The organism is Candidatus Competibacteraceae bacterium (assembly GCA_016699715.1).
In the GTDB taxonomy this organism is placed as follows: Bacteria; Pseudomonadota; Gammaproteobacteria; order Competibacterales; family Competibacteraceae; genus Competibacter.
Map to the genome: position 1 here is coordinate 2,734,402 of CP065007.1, position 15,303 is coordinate 2,749,704.

Annotated in this window: 15 protein-coding genes and 1 pseudogene; 13 read left to right on the forward strand and 3 right to left on the reverse strand. The window is 57.4% G+C overall.

What is annotated here, in order from left to right:
• Nucleotides 1–6: 6 nt before the first annotated feature.
• Nucleotides 7–333, reverse strand: coding sequence for a hypothetical protein (locus tag IPM89_12285; GenBank protein QQS53639.1), 327 nt, complete (start codon nt 331–333; stop codon nt 7–9).
• Between IPM89_12285 and IPM89_12290 the strand changes: the two genes are divergently transcribed.
• The 11 genes and pseudogenes from IPM89_12290 (at nt 308) to IPM89_12340 (ending at nt 9,549) form a co-directional block, all read left to right on the forward strand.
• Nucleotides 308–1,900 (forward strand): peptide chain release factor 3, encoded by a 1,593-nt coding sequence (locus IPM89_12290; GenBank protein ID QQS53640.1) that lies wholly within the window; start codon nt 308–310, stop codon nt 1,898–1,900. The two genes, IPM89_12285 and IPM89_12290, sit on opposite strands and share 26 nt — an antisense overlap.
• Nucleotides 1,901–1,903: 3 nt before the next feature.
• The gene (locus IPM89_12295) at nt 1,904–4,066 is read left to right on the forward strand and encodes an AMP-binding protein (GenBank protein QQS53641.1); all 2,163 of its coding nucleotides are present in this window, start codon (nt 1,904–1,906) and stop codon (nt 4,064–4,066) included.
• A gap of 551 nt (nt 4,067–4,617) precedes the next feature.
• Entirely contained in the window at nt 4,618–5,346 is a 729-nt protein-coding gene (locus IPM89_12300; protein ID QQS53642.1) for a hypothetical protein, read from the forward strand.
• Between the two features lie 95 nt (nt 5,347–5,441).
• The gene (locus IPM89_12305) at nt 5,442–5,771 is read left to right on the forward strand and encodes a hypothetical protein (protein ID QQS53643.1); all 330 of its coding nucleotides are present in this window, start codon (nt 5,442–5,444) and stop codon (nt 5,769–5,771) included.
• Nucleotides 5,772–6,096: 325 nt separating this feature from the next.
• The gene (locus IPM89_12310; GenBank protein QQS53644.1) at nt 6,097–7,203 is read left to right on the forward strand and encodes an IS4 family transposase; all 1,107 of its coding nucleotides are present in this window, start codon (nt 6,097–6,099) and stop codon (nt 7,201–7,203) included.
• Nucleotides 7,204–7,240: 37 nt separating this feature from the next.
• Entirely contained in the window at nt 7,241–7,471 is a 231-nt protein-coding gene (locus IPM89_12315) for a DUF4160 domain-containing protein (GenBank protein QQS53645.1), read from the forward strand.
• A 5-nt stretch (nt 7,472–7,476) separates the two neighbouring features.
• Nucleotides 7,477–7,728 carry a DUF2442 domain-containing protein gene (locus tag IPM89_12320; protein QQS53646.1) on the forward strand — a complete coding sequence of 84 codons (252 nt, stop codon included), beginning with the start codon at nt 7,477–7,479 and terminating at the stop codon, nt 7,726–7,728.
• 249 nt (nt 7,729–7,977) lie between these two features.
• Nucleotides 7,978–8,211 (forward strand): CopG family transcriptional regulator, encoded by a 234-nt coding sequence (locus IPM89_12325; GenBank protein ID QQS53647.1) that lies wholly within the window; start codon nt 7,978–7,980, stop codon nt 8,209–8,211.
• Nucleotides 8,198–8,473, forward strand: coding sequence for a type II toxin-antitoxin system RelE/ParE family toxin (locus IPM89_12330; protein QQS53648.1), 276 nt, complete (start codon nt 8,198–8,200; stop codon nt 8,471–8,473). The genes IPM89_12325 and IPM89_12330 overlap by 14 nt, the downstream gene beginning before the upstream one ends.
• Nucleotides 8,448–9,272 carry a hypothetical protein gene (locus IPM89_12335; protein QQS53649.1) on the forward strand — a complete coding sequence of 275 codons (825 nt, stop codon included), beginning with the start codon at nt 8,448–8,450 and terminating at the stop codon, nt 9,270–9,272. Before IPM89_12330 ends, IPM89_12335 begins: the two co-directional genes overlap by 26 nt.
• Nucleotides 9,273–9,304: 32 nt before the next feature.
• Nucleotides 9,305–9,549: pseudogene (locus IPM89_12340) on the forward strand (transcriptional regulator, XRE family protein).
• A gap of 686 nt (nt 9,550–10,235) precedes the next feature.
• Here IPM89_12340 and IPM89_12345 read toward each other — a convergent pair.
• Nucleotides 10,236–10,994 carry a DsbC family protein gene (locus tag IPM89_12345; protein QQS53650.1) on the reverse strand — a complete coding sequence of 253 codons (759 nt, stop codon included), beginning with the start codon at nt 10,992–10,994 and terminating at the stop codon, nt 10,236–10,238.
• Between the two features lie 123 nt (nt 10,995–11,117).
• Between IPM89_12345 and queA the strand changes: the two genes are divergently transcribed.
• Both queA and htpX read left to right on the forward strand, forming a co-directional pair.
• Nucleotides 11,118–12,155: a tRNA preQ1(34) S-adenosylmethionine ribosyltransferase-isomerase QueA gene (gene queA / locus IPM89_12350; protein QQS55907.1), complete on the forward strand. Its 1,038-nt coding sequence runs from the start codon at nt 11,118–11,120 to the stop codon at nt 12,153–12,155.
• A 56-nt stretch (nt 12,156–12,211) separates the two neighbouring features.
• A complete protein-coding gene (gene htpX, locus IPM89_12355) occupies nt 12,212–13,099 on the forward strand; it encodes a protease HtpX (GenBank protein ID QQS53651.1) in 888 nt (295 codons plus the stop codon).
• 54 nt (nt 13,100–13,153) lie between these two features.
• On the opposite strand, the gene IPM89_12360 is transcribed toward htpX, so the two are convergent.
• A complete protein-coding gene (locus IPM89_12360; protein ID QQS53652.1) occupies nt 13,154–15,241 on the reverse strand; it encodes an EAL domain-containing protein in 2,088 nt (695 codons plus the stop codon).
• Nucleotides 15,242–15,303 lie beyond the last annotated feature (62 nt).

The following is a 15,303-nucleotide window of genomic DNA, read 5'->3' on the forward strand; positions in this document are numbered from 1 at the left end:
GGATCGCTACTCGGCACCAAATCGGCCGCTCGGGTATCCTGAGAAGCAAAAAAAGAATGCGATTTCAGCCAGCACTCTTGAAAAATGACAAAATAATGCGATTTTCGCCGCAAAAATAAGACAATCCGGCCGTTTCATCAAAAAAAACCACAGCCGCCACGGCACGGACGAGCTCACGCGGTCAAAGCGCCGTATTGCGATGCTGTTCAGATCGATGCGGCGATCAAGCGCGCCGAGAAGACGGCAACGCACCTGCCTTAGGGTAAAATCGCGCCACACCTCAACCTGGATCAGCCATTCGCCCCCGATGACCACCTTTCTCGACCAACTCAAGCGCCGGCGTACCTTCGCCATCATCTCCCACCCCGACGCCGGCAAGACCACACTCACCGAAAAATTGCTGCTGTTCGGTGGCGCCATCCAGATGGCCGGTACGATCAAGGGCCGCAAAGCCACCCGTCACGCCACCAGCGACTGGATGGCGCTGGAGCAACAACGCGGCATCTCGGTGACTTCCTCGGTGATGCAGTTCCCCTACCGCGACCGCATCGTCAACCTGCTCGACACCCCCGGCCACGAAGATTTCTCCGAAGACACCTACCGCACCCTGACCGCCGTGGACTCGGCGCTGATGGTGATCGACTGCGCCCGGGGCGTCGAGGAGCGCACCATCAAGCTGATGGAAGTCTGCCGCCTGCGCGATACCCCAATCTTCACCTTCATCAACAAGCTGGATCGGGACGGCCGCGAACCCATCGAACTGCTGGACGAAGTCGAGGATATCCTCAAGATCCGCTGTGCGCCGATCACCTGGCCCATCGGCATGGGCCGGGAACTCAAGGGCGTCTATCACCTTGAGCAGGATTTCATCCACTTCTACGACCCCTCGCGCGACGGCCGCATCAACACCGGCCACATCATCCAGGGTCTCGACACCCCGGCGGTGGATCAGGAATTGGGCGCGGACCGGGCCAATGCCCTGCGCGAGGAAATCGAACTGGTGCGCGGCGCCAGTCACGCCTTCGAGTTTGACGACTACCGCGCCGGTCGATTGACTCCGGTGTTCTTCGGCTCGGCGCTGACCAATTTCGGCGTCCAGGAAATGCTGGACGGCTTCGTTGAAAACGCCCCATCGCCACGCCCTTCTGTTGCCGCCACCCGCGAAATCGCGCCCGAAGAAGAGGCATTCACCGGTTTCGTGTTCAAGATTCAGGCGAACATGGACCCGCAACATCGCGACCGCATCGCCTTCCTGCGGGTCTGCTCCGGCGCCTACCAGCCCGGTATGAAGCTTCGCCATGTCCGGCTGGGCCGCGAGGTCAAGATCGCCGATGCCCTCACCTTCATGGCCGCCGAACGTGAGCACGCCGAGGCCGCCTATCCAGGCGATATTCTCGGCCTGCACAACCACGGCACCATCCGCATCGGCGACACCTTCACTCAGGGCGAGGACCTCACCTTCACCGGCATTCCCGACTTTGCGCCGGAACTGTTCCGCCGCGCCCGGTTGCGCGATCCCTTGAAGATGAAGGCGCTGCAAAAGGGCCTCGAACAACTCTGCGAGGAGGGCGCGACCCAGCTTTTTCGGCCGCTCAACAGCAACGATCTGATTCTGGGCGCGGTCGGCATCCTGCAATTCGACGTGGCCGCCTTCCGCTTGCGCAGCGAATACGGGGTCGAGTGCGGCTTCGAGAACGTCAACGTCATCACCGCCCGCTGGGTGAGCTGCGCCGACGACAAGCGCTTCGAGGAATTCAAAACCAAGCTCCACGACAATCTGGCGCTGGACCATCACGGCGAGCTGGTCTACATCGCCCCCAGCCGGGTCAACCTGCAACTGACGCAGGAGCGCTGGCCAGAGGTGCGTTTCGCCGCCACCCGCGAACATGGGCGACATTGAACGATGCGTCATGTCCTGCAACGCCTGGCCCGGCGTCTCTGCCAATGGCTGTTCCGGGTCGAACTGCGTGGCTGGGAGCACTATCCCCACCACGAACCCCGCCTGCTGATCGTCGCCAACCATGTGTCCTATCTGGACGGCATGCTGCTGGCGGCGTTCCTGCCGGATCTGCCGGTTTTCGTGATCAACACTCACGTTGCCCGGCACTGGTGGGTCAAGCCGTTCATCGCCATCACTCGCCACATTAGCGTCGATACCACCAACCCGCACTACTTGAAAACGCTGATCCAGCACATCCGGGCCGGTGAGCGGGTGGCGGTGTTCCCCGAGGGGCGACTCAGCCTCACCGGCGCGCTGATGAAAATTTACGAAGGACCGGCGCTGGCCGCCGACAAGGCCGACGCTGCTCTGTTGCCGGTGTATATCGACGGCGCGCAATACAGCCTGCTGTCGCGATTGGGTGAGATCGCCCGTCGCCGTCTGTTGCCGCGCATCCGCCTGACCATGCTGCCGCCGCGCCGACTGAGCGCCCCTCCCGGTAGCAGCCGCGTCCGCCGCCGGCAGCTCGGCCGGCAACTGGACGAGTTGATGGTCGAACTGGCCTATGCCGGGATGAACATCGATCAGCCGCTGTTCCTGGCGCTGTTGGAAGCCCGCGAGCGGCACGGCGACGGTCGCATCGTGCTGGAAGACGCCCAGCGGCAATGTCTCGATTTTCGTGCCTTGCTGACCCGTGCCTTCATCCTGGCCGAACTGCTGGAGTCGGATTGCGCGGGGCAGCGCAACGTCGGTCTGCTGTTGCCGAACGCCGCCACCGCGGTTGTCGCCCTCCTGGCCCTGCACCTGCGGGGTCAGGTGCCGGCGATCCTCAATTTCACCGCCGGGAGTCATGATCTGCTCGCCGCCTGCCGTACCGCCCAGGTGCGGACGGTCTGCACCTCGCGGGCCTTTGTCGCCGCCGCCAATCTGGACGCGCAAATCGCCGCGCTGGCGGCACAGCTTACCGTGCTGTTTCTGGAGGATTTACAGCCACGAGCGACTCTGCCGACGCGGCTGCGCGGTCTGCTGCGGGCGCGGCTGCCGGCCTGGAGTTTCCGGCGCCTGGCGGGGACGGTGCGGGCCGACGATCCGGCGGTGATTCTGTTCACCTCCGGTTCCGAGCGGGAACCCAAGGGGGTGACACTGAGCCATCGCAACCTGCTGGCCAACGTCGCCCAGGTCCGCGCCGTGTTCGACATCACCCCGCGCGACGTGGTTCTGAACACCTTGCCGCTGTTCCACGCCTTCGGCCTGACCGCCGCCACCCTGACCCCACTGCTGCTGGGCGCCCGAGTGATCCTCTACCCCTCTCCGCTGCACTACCACGTCATTCCGGAACTGGCCTACGAGTGCCATGTGACGGTGCTGTTCGGCACCAACACCTTCCTGATGGGCTACGGCCGCCACGCCGACCCTTACGATTTCTTCAACGTGCGGCTGGTGGTGATGGGTGCGGAAGCCTTGCGTGAGGAAACCCAGCGGCTGTGGGCCGAGAAATTCGGCCTCCGCATCAGTGAAGGTTACGGTTTGACCGAGACCAGCCCGGTGCTGGCCGTCAACAGCCGCCGCCACCATCGAAGCGGCACGGTCGGCAAACTGTTGCCGGGTGTTGAGCATTATGTGGAAACGGTGGAGGGCATCGACGACGGGGGACTGCTGTGCGTGCGGGGGGCAAACGTCATGCTGGGCTATATATCGCCCGAACAGCCGGGCCGGTTGCTCCCGCCGCGCACCGGACGCGGGCCGGGTTGGTACGACACCGGCGATATTGCACGGATCGACGCCGATGGTTTCGTGACCCTCCTCGGCCGGGTCAAGCGCTTTGCCAAATTGGGCGGCGAGATGATCTCGCTGGCCACGGTCGAGCAACTGGCCGCCGGCTGCTGGCCCGAGCATCAGCACGCCGCCCTCAGCCAACCGGACCCGGTCAAGGGTGAACGCATCGTGCTGCTCAGCACTCGCCAGGATGCCGATCGCCAGGAATTGATCGAGGCCGCGCGGCGCATGGGCCTGGGCGAGTTGTATATCCCCCGCCAAGTGTTGGCGGTACCGGAAATCCCCTTACTAGGTTCTGGCAAGTTCGACTATCCAGGCATCCGCCGGCTGGCGGAAGATTTAATGGCATAGGCAACTTGGGTGTGATGATGGGGTGAACAGCCGCGCTACCTCTAGCGAACCGTCGGAGTAAAGTTATACTTGTGACAGAAGTCTAGCTAATAGTGCGGCCATAGGTGATGAGGTGGATGCTGTCCAGCCAGTAAACCGCGTGCTAACCGCGCCGTGCCTCGTAGCGACAGGTGAGTTCCGGGGGAACGGCGAGATTGGTGGGATTTCCAGGGTGGCGAGGCCGCAATGAATGTTATACTGCTAACAAAGACCAGCTATATCAAATAGTTGCTGTTAGCCATCATGAATTCGGGTAGATATAAAGAAACTATATAATCACTTGTTTCGCGGACGCTTCGCGCCCGCGAAACGGGGCGGCGGATTGCAATCCGCTGCTTGCTTGGCGCTTCGCGCCGCACAACCACGCGGATCAAGCCGACATCGGCCGTCAAAGCCTTCGGCTTTTCCGTCCTCGCGGCTTATCCGCCGCCCCGTTAGCCAAGTACCGCAAGAAACTTTAACAGAAGGTTTTTTGGGCGTTGAGATTCTGAACGCACCGCTGAGAACCAATCATGCCAAAATCCATAGAGATGTTTCTGCGGATAGAAACAAGTTATCCCGGATGGGGAAACGGCCTTGAATGGCTTTCTCTTGAAGCATATCTTGATTTCTTAACAAAACAGCTACACGAAGCGGAACGATTATTCCGAGATAAAGCAGAACAAGAGTATAAAAAAGAATGCGATGATATTATTCGAATAAGTCGCGAGCAAGGCTTAGACCCTCGGGAGGATTTAGCCGTATTGCGCTATGAATATGACTCGCAAAAGAAAATTGAAGAACGCCATATTTCCGACAAAGCATGGTGTTCTTTTTTGCCGATAGTGTGGTCTGTTTTTGAAAAGCAATACTTGGAGTTTTTGTGCTGGGCGCACGACAAGAATAATCCCGGCAAAGAATTTAACAAACATAAGTACCGGAATAAAGGAAATTTAACTGAACAGCTACAATTTCTTTACGCAGATATCGGCATCGGAATTTTACAGGCGAATTGGGAATACCTGCGGGGCGTATATCTTCTGCGGAATGCGATTGTTCACGGAAATGGAAGTATTTGTGAGTTAAACAAAGAGCAAGATCGAACTGACCTTCTTTCATTTGTTGATTCGCATTCTAATTTGCACCGTGATGGGAAAATTATAGCTCTAGGCTCAGAGTTTGCGAAAGAATCATTTTCGGTTTGTCGGAGCACAATCAAGAAGCTTGACTCTTCTTTGATATCCCATTACTACGGAGAATAAGCGCGTGTAAAACTAGCTTTTTGGAAATAATAGCGAAATTGCTGGAAAACAAATACATCTAGCCTGCCACCGTAACGAGAACCCGGAGAGGAAGAGTGGAATATTTTGTAGCAGTTATTATATGGGGTCCTGGTGTTGTCTGGATAGTTCTGCGCTTGACGGGAGCTGTGAAGCCATTGCGGGGCGCTAGCGGAGATGGGGCGGATGAACTTGCGCGAGGAGGTGCTTGGTTGATTGGGCTTTTAGTAGGAATTTTTGGCACAGCATCGCTTTTATTATCCGTCTTTGGCACCATTGACGTTAGTACCGTATCAGGCTTTTTTGGCGGTCTCGTTATGGGCGGCCTATCCATATGGCTTGGTTATAAATTCGCAAACTGGTTAGTTTTCGGAAGCAACAATGCTGAAGAAGACAAGGAAAAATAGTTCAACTCACGAAGCGACTCAAGCGGTCTTTAAGATTAGGTCTCGTTATTTGCCAGTAACGGCGGCAATCGAAGCGAAAAAACCGGCTAACAAAAGGCTAAACCCGAGCGCATACTGCGCCGTCGAGCTATGGCGTTTTATTAAAGGTTATTGTACAGGACAAAAATAACTTGCTGAAAATTAAGATAAAAAATAACAGCTATTTTGAGGGTAGTAGGATCGCGAGGTTGCTGTTATCATAACTAATTGATTGATAACATTAATTCTAAAACAGGCGAGGTTAATTCCGTGAATTCCCTTTTTTAATACCCGGCACTTTGCAGAAATGCTTCATCATCATTTTCACTGGAACCGAGCGCGTATCTCTTGCATTGTCTATTTAATTATCGGAATCATCCAGATGGGAACGGTCAATCTCGCAAAGATTGCTGTCACCTTTCCTGGGCGTGCGCAACCGGCCTCTCATTACAAACGCCTTCAACGACTTTTTTGTCAATTTTCTCTAGACCTGAATCAAGTCGCCCGGTTCATTGCCAGTCTCATTCCTGTGCTTCAGTTCAAATTGACACTCGATAGAACCAATTGGAAATATGGTGATGTCAATATCAATTACCTTGTTTTAGGAGTCGTCTATCGCGGATCTGCTTTTCCTATACTATGGGTTGCTTTAGATAAAAAAGGCAACTCAAATACCCAAGAAAGAATAGCATTAATGAATCGATTCCTTACGATTTTCGGCCCGCAAATGATCGCCTGCTTGTTTGCGGATCGCGAGTTTATTGGGATTCAATGGTTTGGTTATCTTATTGAAAATCAAATTAAATTCGTAATACGCATCAAAAAGAATACGCAAATCTCTAACTCCCGAGGGGTCCCCGTCTCCGCCGAAAATCTTTTTCGAGGCCTACCCCGTGGCAGCGCTCTGGTTTTATCGGGCCAACGAACCGTGTGGGGGCACTCTCTTTATGTGATTGGTCTGAAAATGGCCAACGGTGAATTCGTTATTCTCGCAACGCAAGAACAACCGGAAACCGCGTTGGAAAATTATAAGGAACGCTGGCCGATCGAAACGCTTTTCATTTGCTTAAAAACTCGGGGATTCGATCTGGAATCCACCCATATAACTGACCCCCAGCGACTTGAAAAATGGATGGCTTTTCTCGCTATTGCATTTAGTTGGGCGCATATTATTGGTGAATGGCGCCATGAAATTAAACCGATCAAGATCAAAAAACATGGCCGTCCCACCCAAAGTCTTTTTCGCTATGGATTAGATTATTTGAGAAGTTGTTTATTTCATCACCAAGAATCCGCCCGGCAATACGCTTTTCATCAGGCACTGGAGTCGCTCTTTAAACGGTTGGGATCGAGCCCTCAAAATCGCTGTTTTCTACCTCTAACCAATACGCCACCCGGCAGAATTTTAACGTAAATTCATTTGGTTAGATGATTTTGTCCTGTACAATGACATGTACTTCATGGACAACAAGCAGCACAAACTGCCCCACATCCATGTCAAGTACCAAGATGATGAAGTCATCGTGCAAATCCCTGAAGGGAATGTGCTCGAAGGGAGCATCCCAAATTCAAAAATGAAATTGCTCCAAGCGTGGATAGAGCTGCATAAGGAAGAACTTGTCGCAAACTGGGAGCTTGCCGTTTCTGGCGAACAACCATACAAAATTGATCCGTTGAGGTAATGAATATGAACCCAAGGGTCAAGAGCGTTGCTGCCATCCCCGGTTACAAATTACGAATCAAGTTCAATAATGGTGAAGAGGGTATCTACGATTGTGGTCATCTGCTAGATTTCGGTGTCTTCAAGGAACTGAGAGACGTAAATTATTTCAAGCAGGCAAAGGCATGGGACGGAACGGTCATGTGGCCTCATGAGCAAGATATCTGCCCTGATACGCTGTACCTGGATTCAATGAAAAATGCCGAACAAGGCGCTTAACTCGGACCGCTTTTGTCGCTGCGCTCCTCAAGCGGCCGGTTAGCGCCCGCAACAACGGGGCGGCGGATTCCAATCCGCTGGTTGCTTGGCGCTTCGCGCCGCACCAGCACGCGGATCAAGCCGACATCGGCCGTCAACACCTTCGGCTTTTCCGTCCTCGCGGCTTATCCGCCGCCCCGTTAGCTGCAGAAAACCCTGATTGACGTTTTAGCGTCTTAACGCTACTCTGAGGGTCGGAGGTGCATTGCTATGAGCGAAATGTCCAAAAGATCCACGGTTTACTTCGAACCAGAAATCCATCACGCCTTGCGGGTTAAGGCCGCAAATACGCACCAATCCGTCTCTGAGGTGGTGAACGAGGCGGTTCGGATGGCCCTGCGTGAAGATGCCGAAGATTTGAGCGTGTTCGAAGAGCGTGCCAAAGAGCCAACGCTGAGCTACGAGGCCCTGCTGAAAAATTTGAAATCGCATGGCAAGTTATGATCTCGTATTCAAGAAATCCGTCGCGAAAGATTTCCGGAGCATCCCCAAAAAGGATGTTTTGCGCATCCTAAAGCGGATCGAGGCTTTGCGCGATGATCCTCGCGGAGAGGGGTGCGTAAAGCTTTCCGCTCAAGAACGGTACCGGGTTCGACAGGGAGTCTACCGAATTGTCTATGAAATCCGCGAAAACGAACTCATCGTCATGGTCGTCAAAGCTGCCAATAGAAAGATCAAGTATGTCGGTGAAGTCCCAAATCCTTAGCAAGCAATTGGAGTGGGCTACGGCGGCTGGCTTGAACCCGGATCGACGCGGTTATTTGAGTAGTTACGAGCGCAATCTATTCCAGCCGTTGAATCCACAGTCCAAACTCGCCTTTGATCAGGGTGGCGGGTCAGAACTTCGAGATAAGCCCACTGGTCCGGCCAAGATGCGAGCACTTCATTCGTCATCGGCCCTGGCTGTGAATTTTTTCGATGCGTGGGTCGGTTCCGATAGCAAGCCACTCATGGAAATCTTTGGTTTGGAGACCGAACCGGTAGATATCCGGTTTGAAGGGCAGTATCCAACGGGCTTGCCTGGAAATCCTCCCAACCTGGATGTGGTCTTCGAACTTCAAAGCGGCTTGATCGTCGGCATCGAAAGTAAATTCACAGAATGGCTTACACCAAAGCCCACGAGTAAACCCGCGTTTAAGGAGAAATACTTTCCCGCGGGCGCCGGTGTTTGGAGCCATGTGGGGTTGCCGGAAACACAGCGCCTCGCTGAAGAAGTACAGTCCAAGGCTCTCGTTTTCCGTCATCTGGATGCCCCCCAACTGATGAAGCACGCATTGGGCCTTGCGACTCATTGTGGTTCAAAGTTTCGGTTAATTTACGTCTATTTCGATGGGGCTGGTCGAAAAGGTGATACTCATCGGAAGGAGATCAAGGAATTCACCGGCCGCATGAATGCCGAACTGGGGTTCCAAGCATTTTCCTACCAAGAACTCATTGGGAAACTGCAAAATCGTTCGGGAATTCCAAAACAATATCTGGAGTATCTTCGTGCGCGGTACGATTGACGCCGAACAATACGTTGCAGGTGAGGGCAACTATGGCCACGGTGCGTTTAACGAACGCAACACTTGATGTTGAGAGATTTATTCCTGCTTGGCAAGCACTTAGATCAATGGCGCCCGTGTCGCATATTGAATCCGAAAGCGATTATGAACAGGCTACGGTTTTGCTGAATAATCTGCTCGATATCGTCTTGGACGATGCCAACCCCCCCTATATTCGCTTGTTTCCGTAGTTGGCGATCTGATCGAAGCGTATGAAATTGACCTGGACCCAGTATAGGGTCGACAAAGTTTGCTGAATCCATGCCTGATTGGGCGTTCCAGCGGACTCCGCCAACGCACAGCCGCTGAACTTCGAAATCGTTCGATCCCGTTGTTATAGCTTTCCTCAATGAGTGGTGGCCGACTCAAAAGCGGAAATCCCCCCAATCCCCCTTTTTCAAAGGGGAGCACCGCGTCAGCGGCAGGGGAGATTTAGCTCGGCAGTCCACGCTTCCACAACCCAAAGAGGGTTGCCATAGGTTCCGGCAAGCCCGACTATCCAGCGCCTCCACCGGCTGGCGCAACGCCAGCCGGCCAAGGAAGCCCCAACTCCTTGAAAGTGCTAAACCACCTTCAACGCCTTGGTGGAAATCACCTTTGAGGAAGTCCGCGCTCATCTCGGCGTCGAGACCCAACGACAGGGGTCCGACTCCGCCATCGCTCGAACCACGCCGATGCTGATGGGATTGTTCTCCATTGTGACGCTCATCGCTCATCGGCTTCGGACGCTCCAGGGGGCACCGACGCGAACCCACGCCTGGTACGCCAAACACCGGCCGACGTTCAACGATGCGCTGGCCCTGGTCCGCTCGCGGCTGTGGCGGCACCGAAGTTTTTCCAGGTCACTCCAAACAACCCATGTCGTAAAAATCCCCACGGTTTTACTGGCACAGCTTACTAAAACACTCTGCTATGCGGCATAGTTCAGTTCAGGGCCGGTTTGGCGTCCTTGTCGCGCGCCAGTAGCTCGGCCAGTTGGGTGGGCGGCACATAGCCGGGAATCATCGTGCCATCCTCCAGGATCAGGCTGGGTGTACCGCGCACGCCCAGCTTTTGACCCAGTTCGTATTGCGCCTGAACGGGGTTGTCGCAGGTCTTGCGTTCGATGTTCTCGCCGCGCTTGGCCTGGGTCATGGCCTCCCGCCGGTCGTCGGCGCACCAGACCGAAACCGCCTTATCGAACGAGTCGGAACCGATGCCCTCGCGCGGGAACCAGAGATAGCGCACCTTGATGCCTTCCTTGTTATAGGCGGCGATCTGACTGTGCATCTTGCGGCAGTAGCCACAATCGATATCGGTGAACACGGTGACCGTGTGCTTGACCGGCCCCTCCGGGGCAAACACCACCATGTTATTCTCGCCGACCGCCTCCACGGCCTTGCCACGCAGTTCGCCGCGGCGGTTCTCGGTCAAGTTGTCGTGGGTGCTCAAATCGAGCAGGTCGCCTTGCAGCGCGAATCGACCGTCTTCGCTCAGATACAGCACTTGGCCACCGATCAGCACCTCGTACAGTCCCGGAACGACGGTCGGGTTGACGCTATCGGGCGCTGCCCCGCCGAGAGCCGTCTGGAGATGGCTAAGGTCCGGCCGTTTGGCGGGCTCGGAGGCATTGGGTGGCGCGGGGTCGGCGGCCAGCGCGCCAGTGGCATACAGGGCGGCGACGATCAGCAGGGTTTTACGCATGTCAATATCCACGGTAATGGTAACGGAATGAATGATTCAGAGTTTTCCGGCCGGCAAGGGTTCCACGATGACCGACCCGACCCGGCAGCGCAAGCCCGGCCAGCGTCGGCGCCACCCGACACGCTGCGGCGGCGGGATTTTCGTTTCGATCTACCGCCGGAACTGATCGCCCAGCATCCACCGGCGCGGCGCGGCGACAGCCGGTTGCTGGCGCTGGACGGCGCGACCGGCGTGCTCGCCGACCGAATGTTTCGCGAGCTGCCGGATTTGCTGCATCCCGGCGATCTGCTGGTACTCAACGACACCCGCGTCATCCCGGCGCGCTTGTTCGGGCACAAGGCCAGCGGCGGCCGCTGTGAACTGTTGGTGGAGCGAGTGCTGGATGCGCGACGGGCGCTGGTCCACCTGCGCGCCAGCCGGCCACCCAAACCCGGTAGCCGCTTGCTGTTCGACGCCGGCTTTGCCGCTACCGTGCTCGACCGTCGCGGCGAGCTGTTCGAAATCGGCATTGAGGCCGATGAAGCACTACCGGAGTTGCTGGAACGGCACGGCCGGGTGCCACTGCCGCCTTATATCACTCATGAGCCGACCTCGGAAGATCGCGAGCGCTATCAGACCATCTACGCCCGTCGATCCGGCGCGGTGGCCGCGCCCACCGCCGGTCTGCACTTCGAACAGAACCTGCTCGATCGACTGGCCGAACAGGGCGTGGAACAGGCTTTTGTGACCCTGCACGTCGGTGCCGGCACCTTTCAGCCGCCGCGGGTCGAGCGACTTGCCGAACACGCGATGCACGCCGAACGGATCGAAGTCGGCATGGCAACCTGCGAGCGGATTCAGGCAACGCGCGCGCGCGGCGGGCGGGTGATCGCGGTCGGCACCACGGTGGTGCGGGCGCTGGAAACCGCCGCCGGCGATCACGATCTACCTCGGCCCTGGCACGGCGACACCCGGATTTTCATCTATCCGGGCTATCGCTTTCGCTGCGTGGATGCGTTGATCACCAATTTTCATCTGCCGGAGTCCACCCTGCTGATGCTGGTGGCGGCCTTTGCCGGCCACGCCGAAATTTTGCGTGCCTACCGCCACGCGGTCGAACGGGGCTACCGCTTCTTCAGCTACGGCGACGCCATGTTCCTGACGCGCCGGCGCGGTACTTGAAATTTCCTCCGCGAAACCTATAGATTTCTGGCCCTTTTCTCAGGAGACAACAACCCATGAAGCGTATCCTGCTGTTCGTCGCCACCAACCTGGGCGTCGTGCTGCTGCTGGGCGCGATCGCCCGGCTGCTGGGCGTGGATCGGTTTTTCTATCAGTCCGGGCTCAACCTCACCAGCCTGCTGATCTTCGCCGCCATCTTCGGCATGGGCGGCTCCCTGATCTCGCTGTTGATGTCGAAATGGATCGCCAAGAGGTCGGTCGGCGCCCAGGTCATCGAGCAACCCCGCACCCAGACCGAGCAGTGGCTGGTGGAAACCGTGCGCCGTCAGGCGCAACAGGCCGGCATCGGCATGCCGGAAGTGGCCATTTACGATTCGCCGGAACCCAACGCCTTCGCCACCGGCGCCAACCGCAACGCGGCGCTGGTCGCCATCAGCACGGGCCTGCTGGAACAGATGAGCGCCGAGGAGGCGGAAGCGGTGCTGGGCCACGAGGTCAGCCATGTCGCCAACGGCGACATGGTGACGTTGGCCCTGATTCAGGGTGTGCTCAACACCTTCGTGATCGCGCTGTCGCGGGTGGTCGGCTACCTGGTGGATCAGGCGCTGTCTTCTCGCGACCAAGCGTATCGCGGTCCCGGTATCGGCTACTGGATCACCAGCATGGTCATGGAGATGGTGTTCGGCCTGCTGGCTTCGCTGGTGGTGATGTGGTTCAGCCGCCAACGCGAATTTCACGCCGACGCCGGCGGCGCCCGTCTGGCCGGTCGCGGCAAGATGATCGCGGCACTGGAGCGGCTGCGGCAACTGTCCGAGCCGTCGCGGCTACCTTCGCAGATGGCGGCGTTCGGCATCAACGGCGGCCTGGGCGACGGTCTGCGCAAGCTGTTCATGACCCATCCGCCGCTGGAAGAACGCATCGAGGCGTTGCGCCGGCAAGCCTGAGCCGAGCCACAATTCGCGCGACGGTGGGGGTGGGGCCATCGCGCGGATTGCTTTTCAGCCGGAGTATTGGCGGAAATCGAAATCCAGCTGCGGGCTGGTTTCCGCGACCATGTTGCCCTGCACCAGCGTGACGCCGAACTGCCAGATGCTGGCCATCTGCGGCGCGGTGGACACGCCGGCGGCCACCACCCGGACTTTCAGTCCATGGGCCTGCTCGGCGAGTCCCGCCATCGACTGGCGGCTGGTTTCGTCCTTGGACTTGGCCAAGCGCTCGATCAGACTGCCATCCAGCTTGATGTAATCGGGCACCAGCTCCCGCAGCAGACGGTCGGAATGCGGCTTACCGCCGAAATGGGATAGCGCCAAGCCGCAGCCCAACTCCCGCAGGCGGGCGCGCAGTTGCCGGGCTTCGTCGAAGCAGTCGTCGGCGTTGCTTTCCTTGATTTCCAGAACCAGATGATTGCCCGGCAGCCGGCTGTCCTTGCAGCGCTTGCTGAGCCAATCGAAAAATTCCGGGTCGGTCAGCGAGTTGCGGGACAAACGGATGAACAGCATCGGCGGCTTGACTCCCTTCTTGTTCATCTCGATGAGCGCCGACAGCGCGCGGATGAGTGTCCATTTGTCCAAGGCACCCATCAGGCCGTAACGCACCGCCACCACGCCCAACTTGTCCAGGGACTGCGGTTTTTCGGCTTCGTCCAGGATTTGCAGATAAACCTTGTAGCGCGCCTCATGCGTGTTTTCGAAGCTGACGATCGGCTGGTAGAGCAGGCTCAGACGCCCTTTGGTCAGAGCATTCCGAATCAGGCGGATGTCGGCTTCGTCCTGCTCGCTGATGCCGCCGCCCTGCCGCTCTTCCTTGGGCGGTTTGTAGACTTCGATCCGATTGCCGCCTTTCTGGCGGGCCGTTTCACAGGCACGGTCGGCATGCGCCAAGATCTGGACGGCGCTCTCGGAGCTGTCCTGCGCCTGGCAGATGCCGATACAGCAGGTGGTCGTGAACAGCTTGCTATGGATTTGAAAGCTGTGTTCGGCGATCACCACGCAGATCTTCTCGGCCAGCACCGAGGGGTCGGTGGACGACCGCGCCGGCACGTAAATCGTGAACACGCCGCTAGCGAAATTGGCGGCGATGTCCTCAAGCGCGAGCATTTCCTTGAACAAGCCGGCGGTTTCCAGCACGAACTGTTCGATGGCCTCGAACCCCATGGCATAGCGGATGGCGGCATAATCGGTGAACAAGATGTATAGCACGGTACCGCTATGGTCGATCTCCAGTGTTTCGAGGAAAAACCGCCGGCTGTATAGACCCGTGGTGTCGTCGTACTTGAGCAGATTCTCCAATTGCTGGTTGTAGACGCTCTTCTCCGGAGTCGCGTCCCGCACGATGATCTGGGTGCAGGGCTCGTCGTTCATCCGGGTCGGCGCGCATTCCAGCAGCATGGGGAAGGTCTGGCCGTTGCTGCGCACCCCAACCAGCTCCACCGCCTCGATCGCCTTACCCGAGCGGATGCTGCGCCGCAAAACGCTCTTCAGCGCGTCCCGGTAGGTCGGTGGCACCATATGGACCAGCTGGATCTGGAGCAGGTCTTCCTTGCTGGAGTAGCCGAACAGGTTCAGATAGGCCGGATTGGCGTAGCTGTGGACGCCTTCATGAATGTAGGCGATGGCCTCCTGGATGTTCTCCAGCAGCGCCTGGCTGCGGTTTTCGCTCTCTTTGAAGCGGGTTTCGAAGGATTGCTCGCGTTTGCGGTCCTGTAGATGGCGCAATTCCTTGCGCACCACCGCCACCAGATGATCGGCATCGTCCAGGTTGAAGAAATCGTCGGCGCCTTCCTCCAGCAAGCTGGCGGGCTTGTGCTGTTGGCGGCTTTCGTCGTCCATCACCACGATGATCGGAATATCCTGCTTGGCTTCGGCCACCATCAGGCGCAGTTCGGCGATGCTGGGCAGGTTTTCGGCCAAGCGCAGCAGAATCAGGTCCAGCGGCTGGTAATCGATCGCGCCGCGGATCTCTTCGGTCTGGTCGGCGTGGATCAATTCGAGTTGGTAGCCTTCGCCGCGCAAGGTCTTGACGATATGCTCGATATCGTCTTGAACCGAATCCGCGACGAGCAGGTTGATGACGGAAGGCTCAGACACGCGTTCCAACCTCTGCTGGTGGCCAGGATGCACACTGGAAACAGGATGGCGCCAGCGATGCC